The sequence below is a fragment of the Campylobacter ornithocola genome, from assembly GCF_013201605.1.
Taxonomy (GTDB): domain Bacteria; phylum Campylobacterota; class Campylobacteria; order Campylobacterales; family Campylobacteraceae; genus Campylobacter_D; species Campylobacter_D ornithocola.
The window spans coordinates 1184866-1198441 of the sequence record NZ_CP053848.1; the positions used below are offsets into that span (position 1 = coordinate 1184866).

Annotated in this window: 15 protein-coding genes; 1 reads left to right on the plus strand and 14 read right to left on the minus strand. The window is 31.0% G+C overall.

Translation table 11 applies throughout. The annotated features are described in order from the left end of the window. Positions 1-11: 11 nt before the first annotated feature. The 6 genes from CORN_RS06140 to mapA all read right to left on the minus strand — a co-directional run bounded on the left by CORN_RS06140 (position 12) and on the right by mapA (position 6115). Positions 12-1214, minus strand: coding sequence for an ABC transporter permease (locus CORN_RS06140; RefSeq protein ID WP_066006809.1), 1203 nt, complete (start codon positions 1212-1214; stop codon positions 12-14). Positions 1215-1276: 62 nt separating this feature from the next. Beyond that, positions 1277-1723: a hypothetical protein gene (locus CORN_RS06145; RefSeq protein ID WP_066006807.1), complete on the minus strand. Its 447-nt coding sequence runs from the start codon at positions 1721-1723 to the stop codon at positions 1277-1279. Then, a complete protein-coding gene (locus CORN_RS06150; RefSeq protein WP_066006805.1) occupies positions 1699-2214 on the minus strand; it encodes an LPP20 family lipoprotein in 516 nt (171 codons plus the stop codon). The genes CORN_RS06145 and CORN_RS06150 overlap by 25 nt, the downstream gene beginning before the upstream one ends. 65 nt (positions 2215-2279) lie before the next feature. Continuing rightward, positions 2280-4868 (minus strand): DNA gyrase subunit A, encoded by a 2589-nt coding sequence (gene gyrA / locus CORN_RS06155; protein WP_066006803.1) that lies wholly within the window; start codon positions 4866-4868, stop codon positions 2280-2282. Positions 4869-4889: 21 nt separating this feature from the next. Further along, positions 4890-5471: a ComF family protein gene (locus tag CORN_RS06160; protein ID WP_066006801.1), complete on the minus strand. Its 582-nt coding sequence runs from the start codon at positions 5469-5471 to the stop codon at positions 4890-4892. Next, positions 5468-6115, minus strand: coding sequence for an outer membrane lipoprotein MapA (mapA, locus tag CORN_RS06165; RefSeq protein WP_066006800.1), 648 nt, complete (start codon positions 6113-6115; stop codon positions 5468-5470). The genes CORN_RS06160 and mapA overlap by 4 nt, the downstream gene beginning before the upstream one ends. A 199-nt stretch (positions 6116-6314) precedes the next feature. Here mapA and CORN_RS06170 point away from each other — a divergent pair, with 199 nt between their 5' ends. Next, a complete protein-coding gene (locus CORN_RS06170) occupies positions 6315-7676 on the plus strand; it encodes a DASS family sodium-coupled anion symporter (RefSeq protein ID WP_066006799.1) in 1362 nt (453 codons plus the stop codon). 4 nt (positions 7677-7680) lie between these two features. On the opposite strand, the gene CORN_RS06175 is transcribed toward CORN_RS06170, so the two are convergent. From CORN_RS06175 to CORN_RS06210, 8 genes are read right to left on the minus strand one after another with little or no spacing between them, the layout of a single operon-like run. Next, positions 7681-8295 carry a thiamine phosphate synthase gene (locus tag CORN_RS06175; protein ID WP_066006834.1) on the minus strand — a complete coding sequence of 205 codons (615 nt, stop codon included), beginning with the start codon at positions 8293-8295 and terminating at the stop codon, positions 7681-7683. Beyond that, on the minus strand, positions 8285-9391 hold the full coding sequence (thiH, locus tag CORN_RS06180; protein WP_245162270.1) for a 2-iminoacetate synthase ThiH: 1107 nt from the start codon (positions 9389-9391) through the stop codon (positions 8285-8287). The genes CORN_RS06175 and thiH overlap by 11 nt, the downstream gene beginning before the upstream one ends. Before the next feature lie 28 nt (positions 9392-9419). Further along, the gene (locus CORN_RS06185; RefSeq protein WP_066006798.1) at positions 9420-10178 is read right to left on the minus strand and encodes a thiazole synthase; all 759 of its coding nucleotides are present in this window, start codon (positions 10176-10178) and stop codon (positions 9420-9422) included. Then, on the minus strand, positions 10178-10975 hold the full coding sequence (gene thiF, locus CORN_RS06190; protein WP_066006797.1) for a thiamine biosynthesis protein ThiF: 798 nt from the start codon (positions 10973-10975) through the stop codon (positions 10178-10180). The genes CORN_RS06185 and thiF overlap by 1 nt, the downstream gene beginning before the upstream one ends. Beyond that, positions 10975-11166, minus strand: a complete 192-nt coding sequence (thiS, locus tag CORN_RS06195; protein WP_066006795.1) for a sulfur carrier protein ThiS — start codon at positions 11164-11166, stop codon at positions 10975-10977. Before thiS ends, thiF begins: the two co-directional genes overlap by 1 nt. Then, complete coding sequence (gene dapE / locus CORN_RS06200) at positions 11163-12275, minus strand: succinyl-diaminopimelate desuccinylase (RefSeq protein WP_066006793.1); 1113 nt, start codon at positions 12273-12275, stop codon at positions 11163-11165. Before dapE ends, thiS begins: the two co-directional genes overlap by 4 nt. A gap of 4 nt (positions 12276-12279) precedes the next feature. Next, positions 12280-12873, minus strand: a complete 594-nt coding sequence (locus CORN_RS06205; protein WP_066006792.1) for a LysE family transporter — start codon at positions 12871-12873, stop codon at positions 12280-12282. Continuing rightward, complete coding sequence (locus CORN_RS06210; protein ID WP_066006789.1) at positions 12867-13565, minus strand: SIR2 family NAD-dependent protein deacylase; 699 nt, start codon at positions 13563-13565, stop codon at positions 12867-12869. Before CORN_RS06210 ends, CORN_RS06205 begins: the two co-directional genes overlap by 7 nt. Positions 13566-13576 lie beyond the last annotated feature (11 nt).

Sequence of the window (13576 nt, forward strand, 5' to 3'; positions counted from 1 at the left end):
ATTTCTACAATTTATTCGTTTCTTAAGGTATCTAAAATATCTACTTGAGTTGCTTTTTTAGCAGGATAATAAGAAGATAAACTTACAATCACAATAGCACCAAAAAGCGTAGCACAAAAATCAACAAAAGAAAGCTCTAATGGCAATTTACTCATACCATAAACATCACTTGGTAAAGAAATAATATCAAAATTTCCAAGCACCCACAAAGCTATAGCTGCAAGAATTACACCTGCTATAATACCACTCCCACCTATTAAAAACCCTAAAGAAAAAAAAGTTTTTTTAATCTCTAACTTACTAGCACCTAAAGAAAGCAGTAATGCTATTTCACTACGCCTATTCATAACTATCATTAATAAAGAGCTTACTATATTTAAACTTGCAACCAAAATAATCAACATTAACACTATAAACAAAGCTCTTTTTTCTAAAGCTAGCGCTGCAAAGAAATTTCCATTTTGCTCCCACCAACCTATACTAGCATATCTTGCACCCAAAAAAGCTTCAATTTGTTTAATATCATCAAAAGGCTTACTTGAGTACACATGCACACCATCATAATTTCCTTGAGGATATGATAAAACTTTAGCCAAAGCTTTAGCATCTGTATACATATAAGCTTTATCATAGGCTAACAATCCTGAAGAAAAATCAGCTTTAACATCAAATCTTTTAACCTGTGGAATGAGTGAAAGTCCACTAGCATTGAGATTAGAAAAAATCAAAGTAATTTTTTCATTATAATCAAGTCCAAATTCATTTCTTAAGCCCTTGCCAATCAAAATATCGAAATTATCTAATTTTTTATTCTCTAAGGCTTGCGCTACTACTTCATTAATCTTTTTTTCATCTTCAAAATTAACCCCAAAAAGCATACCGCCTTCTAATTTTAAATCATTTCTTGCTATAACCTGAGTGGCAATATAAGGACTAAATAATAAATTAGGAAATTTAGTTCTTAATTCTTGTAATAATTTATCATCTACACTTGCTCCAAAACGCGGTAATATAGTAATAGGATAATTCATAGTAAAAAGTTTTCTCTCAAATTCTTTATCAAAACCATTCATAATAGCCATTGCAACCAAAAGCACACAAAGTCCTATGCTAACACCTAAAAAGGCTAAAATTTTTGAAAGCATGATAAAAGGCTGATCTTTATCAAAACGCAAATATTTAAATAATAAATAACGAGGGATACTTTTTTGCATTTTCTACTCTTAATATTTTTTTAAGTATTTTAGCTTGATTTTTATAAAATCAAGCTTTGTATTTATCTAAGATAATAAATAAAAGCACTATTGTCGTGAAATTCTATTATAAATCTTAAAGGTAATATTCTCACAAAAGTTTCACTCTGCGCACTTGCTTGTTCGCTTTTTACAAAATCTTTTACATCTATTTTTGAATTAAAAAAACAATCAATCAAATCATTTTTGTGAGCATTTAAAAAGTTAAATTTATCTAGCTTTGTCATTTTTTCTTCAGCTACCACATCAAAATCATTACGTATTAAAGTTTTCAAATCACTTGGCGTGTAAACTAATTCGCAAGCATATTCTAATTTTTTATTTTTGCTTTTAGTCATAGCTATAGAAATAGTTTCATTTTGATGATAAAGAATGAAATTTTTATTAGAGAGTTCTGCCCAAAATATAAATTCATCTTGAGCAGTAACATTAAAAATTATAAAGATTAATAAGCAAACAATTCTTTCCACTTGTCAGCATCGATTTTAAGTTCTACATTTACCCTATAAAGACCATCTTTAAAGTCTTGATCTACAACACTTGCATTTTTAATTAAACCATTTACTTGTGCTGTGATAGTTGAACTTTTAAGCATTGCATCTTTTACCGTATCTTTACCATTAACTCTTACACCATATAACTTACTTGCTAATTGCCTATAAGCATCAGTAATAGCTGCTCTTTTAGCTAAAGCCAAAGCTTGACCAACCGAAACTGTATTTAAAGGAGCAATACCCTCACCTACTGCCGTAAAAGTCAAATCATTATCTGTACTTGTATCATTTGCAAGCATCTTTTCTTCTCTAATGATACTACGTACATCATCTTTGTCTACTTTTTGAACCACAACATCAGAATTTGCCTGAGTAGCTTGAACTTGATTTGGATTCACACCTCTTTGATCTAGTGCACAAGCACTAAAACCCAAAGCCAAACAAAACATAAAAACAACTTTTTTCATTTTTTTACACCTTCAATTTATTTAAAATTACCAAAGAAATAGCAAAAAGTATTCCAATAATTTTACTATTCTAAATTTAAATCCATATTAGTTTCAGTATCCAATTCCTCATCTTCCTCTTTAGGACACTTAGCAATACTTACAACTTCATCATTTTCTACATTAACAACAATAACACCACTTGTATTCCTACCTGCTTTTCTGATACTTTGCATATCAACACGTATCATCTTACCACTGCTTGTTAATGCCATTAAATCCATACTTTCATCTACTATAACTATACCAATTAAGTCTTTTGTTTTAGCGGTAAGCTTCATACATATCACACCCTTGCCACCTCTACTTTGAAGTCTATATTCTCCAGCATCAGTACGCTTACCTATACCTTTAGCACTTACACTTAAAATTTCTTGTGCGTCATTTTCTATCACAACAGCACCCACGACCTCATCATCTTTCTCTTTAAATTTAATCGCAGTCACCCCTCTACTTATGCGACCAATTTCTCTAACTTTGGCAAGTGGGAATTTAATACACATACCTTTTTTAGTAACCGCAAAAAGCATTTTACCACTAGTGGTGTTTTCTAACTCTTCACCGTTTTCATTTGCTTCACTTTCTAAATTTTCTTCTACTTCTAAGCTTTCATCTATATTTACATTTGCAATTTCATTTTCATCTCTTGCTACAATAATCGCAGTAACAAGCTCATCATTTTCATCTAAATTAATCGCTTTCACTCCAACGCTTCTAATATTTTGATATTCACTTAAATTGGTACGTTTTACAATACCATTTTTAGTAAAGAAACATAATGATTTACTTTCATCAAAATCAGTTGTTGGAATAATTGCCATGATTTTTTCATCTGCTTGTAAATTAATAAGATTAACCACAGCTTTACCTTTAGCAGTTCTACTTCCTTCAGGAATTTTATAAACCTTTAGCCAGTAAAGTTGCCCACGATCAGTAACAAACATCAAAGTATCGTGTGTATTTGCCGTAAAGAAGCTTTCTATAAAATCATCATCATAAGTCGTAACTGCAACCTTGCCCTTACCACCACGTTTTTGTTTTTCATACTGCTTACTTGGAACACGCTTAATATAACCACGATGAGTAATAGTAACCACCATATTTTCATTTGGTATTAAATCTTCTATATCAATATCATCATAATCATCTTCAATTTGAGTGATCCTTGGAACATCAAATTTTGTTCTAATTTCTTTTAACTCATCTTTAATTAGATTTTCAAGTAAATTTTCACTTTTTAAAATTTGATCAAGTCTTTGAATTTCTGCCAATAACTCTCTTAACTCGTTGTCGATTTTTTCTCTTTCAAGTCCTGTTAAACGACCTAGCTTCATATCTAAAATAGCATTAGACTGAAGCTCACTTAAGCCAAAATTTTGCATTAATAAATTTTTAGCTGTTGGATTATCTGGAGAGTTTTTGATTAAAGCTATTACTTCATCAATATTATCTAAAGCAATTTTTAAACCTTCTAAAATATGTGCTCTAGCTCTAGCTTTTTGCAACTCATAAATAGTTCTTCTAATAATTACAGTTTTTCTATGATTTAAGAATAAATTCAAAAGCTCGATCAAAGAAAAAACTTTTGGCTCTTTGTTATGTATAGCGAGCATAATCACACCAAAAGTACTTTCCATAGTGGTAGATTTAAAAAGATTATTTAAAACAATCTCGCTCATGGCATCGCGTTTTAACTCAATCACCACGCGAATTCCTTCTCTATCGCTTTCATCTCTAACTTCAGCAATACCTTCGATTTGCTTTTCTTTTGCAAGTTCAGCAATTTGCTCTATCAATCTTGCTTTATTGGTTTGGTAAGGAAGTTCATCTATAATAATGATATCTTTATTAGCTCTTTTTTCAATATGAGTTTTTGCTCTTACTTTTACCCTACCACGACCTGTACGATAAGCTTCTATAATGCCTTTTTTACCAAAGATAATACCACCGGTTGGAAAATCAGGTCCTTTGATAAATTGCATTATTTCTTCTAAACTTGCATTTTTATTATCAATTAAATAAAGCAAGCCATCAATGAGTTCATTTAAGCTATGCGGAGGGATATTAGTGGCCATACCTACTGCAATACCGCTTGATCCATTAAGCAATAAATTTGGAACTCTAGCAGGCAATACATCAGGCTCACTCATAGAATCATCATAATTTGGCACAAAATCAACGGTATCTTTATCTATATCACGCAAAAGTTCTTCAGCTAAAACTGTCATTCTAGCTTCAGTATAACGCATTGCAGCGGCGCTATCACCATCAATAGATCCAAAATTTCCTTGTCCATCTACACTCGGATAACGCATAGAAAAATCTTGTGCCATTCTTACTAAAGCATCATAAACAGCCGTATCGCCATGTGGGTGATATTTACCGATTACATCCCCTACTATACGTGCTGACTTTTTATACGCACTGCGACTTCCAACACCTAAATCATTCATAGCATATAAAATTCTTCTATGAACTGGCTTAAGACCATCTCTAGCATCAGGCAAAGCACGACCTATAATAACACTCATAGAATAATCTAAATAGCTACTTTTTATAGAACTTTCTATATCTATATTTTCAATATCTGAATCTTTAGTAAAAATATTTTCCATAAAAATCCTTAAAATTAATGCCTATATTGTATCAAATTTTGCATTAGCTAAAACTAAAGCAAAAAGTACTTCGATATTATTTTTTTCTAAAATTTTTTTCGCCTCTAATAAACTCAAACCTGTAGTTACTACATCATCTACTAAAATCACAGGATATTTTGGTTGCTTTAAAAGCTTATAAGATCTTTTATTATCTTTTCGAAATTTCAAACTTTTTCCACTATATTTAAATTCTGAATTAGCTTGTAAGGTATGATACATGGGCTTTATAAATTTGCTTCTTAAATGTTTAGTTAAAATAGCAGTGTGTGAATAATTTTTATATGTTTTATCATCTAAAGCTATAGCATTAATTTCGCAAGAGGGTTGAAAGAAATCTTTAAACCTAGCAAAACTTAATTTTGCAAGTGCATTTAAAACAAAATAACCTTGAAATTTATGTTTAAAATAAATCAAATGTTTAATTTGTTCATATTGATAAAAATAATAAACTTTAAAATTTTCATCAAGTCCTCTTATACCTAAAGAATATTCTAAGAGCTCTTCCTTGCAAGCTGGACAAAAGCTCGCAAAGGAAAATCCAAAGCAGTTAAAACATCTCACAAAGAACTAATGATATCTGCAGATTTATTAGCTACTTGCTTAATAAGAAGCTGAGTGAAAAAAGGTAGATCTTTGATATTATAAAAACCTTTAACTTCTTGTTTGGTTTTAATATTAATAGTTTTATTAGTATTAATATCTTTCAAAGTCAATTGACTTGCAACAATTGAGAACAAGGAATTAGAATCAAATTTAGAATAAAAATCATTAAAACTTAAATCTACTCTTAAAACATAAGGAGAATCTTGTGTATCTTCAACCACAACTATACCTCTACTTTCCAATTCTTGTTTTAAAAATACATAAAAATAGTAGTTAAAATTTTCATTAATATAGTAATTATATCCATTAGAAGAAGCATATTTTAAATTTTCATTTAAATCATATACTCTATGAATATAAACTTTTTTCAAAGAAATGCTTTTATCAATTGTTCTTTTATTATCACAATACTTAAGTCCTACATCACTAATATATAAAAGACCTTTAATTTTTGCTTCATAAGCTTTAGAACTAGAAGGATTATAACATTGAGCTTGAATTTTTATAATTTCATTAACCTTAGCTATATTTTGATTTTTAGAATTTACAGCGCAAGCACTAAAAAATAAAGCTAAAATAAACACGAGTATTTTTTTTAACATCTTTTTTCCTCAGAATTACTTTAATTTTTATGGTTTTAAACAGCAAAAATTATACCAAAAACAAATAAATTTTACTAAAACTTACTTTTTTTCACACAAGAAGAATTTTATCTAGAAAAAATTATATAAAAATTGACATTTAAATTAAAATTCATTTAGAATATGTTACAAAACTACAATATTTAAAAGGAGTTGTTAAATGAGTTCAAATACAAAAACACTTATAGTCATCGCTGATTTAGTGTTATTTATCGCTTTACTTTATTTCTCCCCTTTTGGCGAAACTAAGGTAAACCAAGGTTTATCACTATTAATTTTTATTGCCATTTTATGGCTTAGTGAGGCCTTGCATGTTACTATTACAGCTATTTTAGTGCCTGTTTTAGCGGCAATTTTAGGATTATTGCCTACCGCTAAAGCTTTAACTGGCTTTGCTGATTCAAATATCTTTTTATTTTTTGGCGGTTTTGCCTTAGCTGCAGCTATGCATCATCAAAAACTAGACAAACTTATTGCACATAAAATTTTAACCTTAGCAAAAGGGCATCTAGGCTTATCAAGCTTGTATATTTTCATTACCACTGCTTTTTTATCTATGTGGATGAGTAATACTGCAACAGCAGCCATGATGCTTCCACTTGCTATAGGTATGCTAGCTTCACTTGATCCAGAAAAAGATAGAAATACCTATGTTTTTATTCTTTTAGGTATAGCTTTTAGTGCAAGTATAGGTGGCATAGGTACTATAGTAGGAACTCCACCAAATGCTATAGTTGCTACTCAATTACACATTAGTTTTGCACAGTGGTTAAAATATGGCATTCCCATTGTTTTAATTTTCTTACCTGCAATGATTTTAATTTTGTATTTTATGTTTAAACCTAAATTTAACTTACAAGTTGATTTACACACTGAAAATATAGAACTTACAAGACCTAGAATCATCACTTTAGTGATCTTTTTAGTAGTTGCATTATCTTGGATTTTTAGTGGCAATATAAGTCCTATCATCACAAGTATTTTTGGGCATAAAATAGCAAACCTTGATGCAATCATTGCTTTGCTTGCTGCTGTTTTAGTATGTGTTTTTAAAGTAATTGATTGGAAAAATATACAAAAAAACACTGATTGGGGTGTGTTAATGCTCTTTGGCGGGGGTATTACTTTAAGTGTAGTATTAAAAGATTCAGGTGCTAGTAAAGTAATGGCTGATACTATTATTTCATTTATAGAAGATGGACATTTGTTTATTATAGGTTTAATCGTAGCATTTTTCATAGTATTTTTAACCGAATTTACTTCAAATACTGCTTCAGCAGCTTTACTTGTACCTTTGTTTATCTCTATAGCAGATACCTTAGGTGTTCCTGCTTTAGGACTTGCTTTAATCATTGCCATCGGTGCTTCTTGTGCTTTCATGCTACCAGTTGCTACACCGCCAAATGCTATAGTTTTTGGTACCGGTCATATCAAACAACAAGAAATGGTAAGAGTGGGAGTTATACTAAACATATTCTGCTCAATTAGCCTTGCAGTAATTGCATATTTCTTCTGGCTATAGTCTTTTAGTCCTTTTGGACTAAAAGATCTTTACATTTTAAAATATAATCTCCTACACCTTCGCTTTTATACAAAGCTTCTCTTATACACACACCTGCTAAATTTAAATCTTTTAGCTGATTTATAGTTTGGATATTTATCCCACCTATAGCATAAATGGGTATTTTTGAAACTTCTAATAAGACTTTTAAATTTTTTATACCTTTTGGAGCTAAATCAACTTTACAAGAACTTTCAAATATATGTCCAAAAAAAGCATGATTTGCTTTTAACTTATAAGCTAATTCTAATTCTTCTTTAGAATGAATGGAAGTACCCAAAAGCTCAAATTTCTTATAGCATTGTGGGTAATTTTGTAAAACAAATAAAGGAGCATGAAAAAATTGATGATTTAATTTTAAACAAGCTTCATAATGATAATGCAAAAAGCAAATCTTTTGAGTTTTATTAAAAATTTTTAATACTTCTTTGGCTAATTTAGTATATTCTAACTCATCTAAATGTTTTTCTCTAAGCACTAAAATATCAATACTACTTTGACTTAGCTCTTTAATAAAATTTAAAAAATCTCCTTGAGTGTTTTGACTATCGCTAATAGCAATGATTTTTTTATCCCACATAAATATTATCACTCATTATAGCTTGTAAATTTGCATTTTTTAGCATAGTTAAAATTTCATCGACGCTTCGTGTATCGCTGGTTTGAAATTGATCATCACCTTTTTTATCACCTTGACGCTCACCCACTCCCACGCTCGCACCTGCACTCATTTTAGTAGCTCCAAGCTTAACAACCCCATCTCTAAATCCTGCTCTTTCACGCGTAGAAATAGTAATACTTGCAAAAGGCAAAAACAATCTATAAGCACACAAAACTTGCAAAAGTCTTGTTTCGTTTACATCTTTTGGATGAATTTTTTTATTATTGATAATAGGTCTTAATCTAGGAATAGACAAAGCTATTTCAGCATGAGGATATTTTTGCTGTAAAAAATACGCATGTAAAGCCGTAGCAAAAGCATCTTTTCTAAAATCATCTATACCAAGCAAAGCTCCAAAAGCAACTCCTCTCATACCTGCTTTTAACGCTCGCTCTTGTGCATGAAAACGATACTCAAACACACTTTTTTCACCTTCAATATGAATTTTAGAATAGATTTTTTGATTATAAGTTTCTTGATAAACACTTACATATTCACAACCCTTTTCATGAAGTAGTGCATATTCATCTACATTCATAGGATAAACTTCAATCCCCACGACCTTAAAATACTCTTTTGCTATCTCGCAAGCTTTAGCAAGATATTCTATACTAGCATATTCCCTACCTTCACCTGTTAAGAGTAAAATTTCTTCCAAGCCACTTTTTTTAATCTCTTGTATTTCTTTGTGAATTTCAGCCTCATTTAACTTAGCTCTTTTAATATTATTTCCTTTTTGAAATCCACAATAAATACATTTACTATTGCAAAAATTAGAAAGATATAAAGGTGTAAAAAGTGAAATGGAATTTCCAAAATATTTTTGGGTAATCTTGCTTGATTTTTGCACTAAATCTTCTATAAAATCTTGCGCAACACTTGAAAGTAAAGCTTTTAAATCATCTAAGCTAAGATAGTCTTTAACTAAAGCTTGTTTTACATCAAAAGCACTAAATTTACTTTCATCAAATTTTTCAACTTCTTTTAAAACTTTAATTAAAATTTCACTTTCAATACTTTACATATGAGGATATTTTTGCATTTTAATCTCTTAAAAAACCACTCAAAGGCGAGCTTGCACTTGGCATGCTTTCATTTGCTATGCCTGCTAAATACGCATTGTATCCTGCCTCTATAGCCAAAGTAAAAGCCTTTGCCATTTTTGCCACATCTTTAGCTTGAGCTATGGCAGTATTTGCCATCACCGCACTTACTCCCATTTGCATAGCTTCACAAGCTTGTGCGGGATTTCCTATACCTGCATCTACGATAATAGGCAAACTAATTTCATTAAGTAAAATTTGTATAAATTCTTTAGTTTTTAAGCCTTTATTGCTTCCTATAGGGGCTCCAAGTGGCATTATAGCAGCAGCTCCCGCACTAGCCATAGCACGTGCTGCATATAAATCAGGATACATATAAACCAAAGGCGTAAAACCCTCATTTGCTAAAAGTTCCACTGCTTTTATACTTTCATAATTATCTGGCAATAAATACTTACTATCGCTAATCACTTCAACCTTAATCATGTCTCCACAACCAAGTTCTCTTGCAAGTCTTGCTATACGCAATGCTTCATTCGCATTTCTTGCACCTGAAGTATTTGGTAAAAGCTTGATATGCTTTGGGATAAAATCAAGTATATTTTCTATGCCTTTATCATTTACCCTACGCAAAGCTAAGGTGATAATCTCAACTTTTGCTTCTTCAATGGCTGATTTTATAAGCTCAAAAGAAAATTTTCCAGAACCTAAAATAAACCTAGAATTAAATTCATATTTTCCTATTTTTAATTTTTTCATTACTCACTCGCTAAAAGCTCTAAAACTAAATTTGCTTGATGTCCTGCGCAAATATTTACACGTGGGGCCATAAGTCCATTGCCTACTTTTGCCTCATTTTTTAAATCACCACAAACATAAAAGTTTTTTGCTATTTTTTTTGTTTGTATGCTATTACTATCGCCATATCCTGCTAAGCCAGAAGCACATATTAAAGCTTTTTCTGGATAAAATTGATGAAAATTTTGTGCTAAAAGAGCTTTATACTTTGCACTATCAAAGGCTTCGCAAACTACATCATCATTTGTAAAAAGCTCGGCTATATTTTCTTTTTCTACCTTTAAAACTTGTGCAAATACTTCTATAAAAGGATTAATTTTAGCAATTTGATCTTTTAAAGCTTCAGCCTTAAATTTACCTAAATCTTCCACCATATAAGCTTGGCGGTTAAGATTGCTTGGCTCAACCACATCAAAATCAATCAAATGAAGCCTACCAACCCCACTTCTTGCTAAATTTATAGCTATGTGCGAACCAAGCCCACCAAGCCCGCACACTGCCACACTTGCCTTTTTAAGTTTATCATGAAGTTTTGGAGTATGTCTTGCTCTCATCATCGCATCAAGAGCTTCGTATGGTGGTAAGGTATTTTTTTCTATACAAAAAAGCTCATCATTTTCTTTTAAGTCTAAATTTTCCTTTGTAGCAAAACCATTGACTATCCATACATCGTTTTCATTTTTACTCACACTTTGAAAAAATTCCAAAGTATTTTTTGAAGACGTATCTATTAAACTACCATTAAATTTAATTCTCATTAACCACCGCCCACAAAAGTAACGATTTCTACTTTATCATTTTCCTTTAAAATTAAATTTTCAAATTTATCCCTTGGGATAATTTCTCCATTTAATTCTAAGGCGATAAATTCTATTTTTAATTGCTTTTCTTTAACATAATCCATAAATCTAAGCTCTTTTAACTCAAGCTTTTGTCCATTGATAATCATACTTTTTCCTGGTTAAAATTCTCTAGTAAATCTTTAAAAACTAAATATAATTTTTCAAGCTCTTCTATACTCACTCTCTCATCAATTGCATGAATTCTATCATTGCACACGCCAAATTCTACTACCTTCACACCAAACTCAGCAAAATATCTTGCATCACTTGTACCACCTTTGGTGTTAAGTTCTGGTACCACTTGAGTGATTTTTTGCACACTTTCATTTAGTTTTTGTACAATTTTAGAATCGCTTTGTGTTAAAAAAGGCTTTGAGCTTTGATCTATGCTCAACTCATAATCAAGCCCTTCGCAAATTTTTTCTACATAAACTTTAACATCTTCTAAGCTAGTTTGTGGGGAATTTCTTACATTAAACATTAACTTTAAATCATTTGGGGTTACATTGCACACTTCCATACCGCCGCGTATATCAGTAATGACGATTTTAGAAGGCGCAAATACCTCATCGCCTGGGTCAAGATCAAATCCTGCTAAAAATTTTAAAGCTGAAGCAAAATTATGCACAGGATTAATGCATTTTTGTGGGTAAGCCACATGACCTTGCTTACCTTTGATAAGTAATTTTGCATTGATAGAACCACGACGCCCTATTTTAATACTATCTCCAAATTTTTTATCACAAGTTGGCTCAGCAACCACAGCAAAATCAGGTAGCATATCTTTTTCTTGCATAAATTTAAGCACTTCAAGCGTGCCAAATTTAGCCTCGCCTTCTTCATCGCTTGTTAAAATCAGCGAAATTCTTCCTTTGAAATTTTCTACTTCTTTAACCGCACACATAAAAGCAGCGACACCACTTTTCATATCTTGCGCACCTCTTACATAAATAAACCCATCTTTTTCTAAAGGCTCAAAAGGATCACTACTCCAACCCTCTCCCGCAGGCACTACATCCACATGCCCGCCAAAAGCCAAATGCTCACCATCATCGCTAAATTTTTTAGTCAGCAAAAGATTTTTCACACCTTCTTTTTCTATAAAAAAAGCTTCAAAATCACTTAACTCCACTGCGATATAATTTAATGCCCCATCATCATCTGGAGTAATAGATTTAAATTTACTTAATTCTTTAAAAATCTCAACTACTTGCATGTTTTTATCCTATAAAAGCTTTATACAGCATAGAAAGAGCAAAATACTCTAAAATAAATGCTGAAAAAAGATTAATGTAAAATATATGTTTATTTTTTACAAGGGCTTTAAATTTAGACACAAAAAACGATAAAGTAAAAATCCAAAACACAATAAAACCCACCAAACCAAAAAGCAAAGCAAAAGAATTTTCGCTCTGCATACTAAGCCCTGCTACACTCACCCAAAAGCCTATGACATAAGGATTTGTAACGTTTAATAAAAATCCTTTGCTAAAGCCTTTTAAAGGGTGAGTTTTGTTCACCTTGTTAAGGTTAACTTTTCTTGTTTTTCTTAACATTAAAAACACCATAAAACTTAAAAAGAAAAAGCCAAAAACAGCTAGTATTTTATAAAAAAATTCATTATTTGCAAAACTTAAAAGTCCAAGATTAATCAAAACCAAAAAAAGCACATCAGCACTTAATGCACCAAGCCCCACACAAAAAGCATTTTTAAAAGAAGACAAAGCAGTATTTAAGATCAAAATATTCACAGGTCCAAAAGGCACAGCAACACCCATGCCTAGTATAATTCCATTTAAAATTACTTCTAGCATTTTATTTCCAAAAATTTTTCTATATCAGTTTTGATTTTATCAATGGCTGTGCAAACATCTTCTATATAAACTTTAGTAAAATTACTTTCTAGATATTTATCCTCATCAAGATTGTTTAATATACTTTGCTTGCATACTCTTGCATACTCTCCCACGGGCAAAACCTGCCCACTTGTACCTATACATACAAATAAATCACAATTTTGTAATTTCTCATATAAAATTTTATAATTTGGTGCCATTTCTTCAAACATTACGATATTATGTCTTACACTCTTACTTTGGCATTTAGGACAAATTTTATCATCACTACTTTCATAGCCTATGTTAAAAATATTTTCACACTCTAAACACCTAAGTTCAGGCAAAAAGCCATGTAAATGTACCACTTCTTCACATCCTGCTCGTTCTAACAAATCATCTACATTTTGAGTTAAAATACTTATTTGTTTTGGAAATTTTTGTTTTAATAAAGCGATGATTTCATGTGCATGATTTGGCTTGACACTAGCTAATTCTTTTCTTCTTTTATTATAAAATTCCAAAACTTTTTTAGGATTTTTTCTAAAGCCAGTTGCAGAGCAAACTTCCATCACATCATGTTCTTCCCAAAGCCCACCACTAGCTCTAAAAGTTTTTATACCACTTGGAGCAGACAAACCCGCTCCGCTTAATATCATAATGTTTTTCATTACAAACCTTA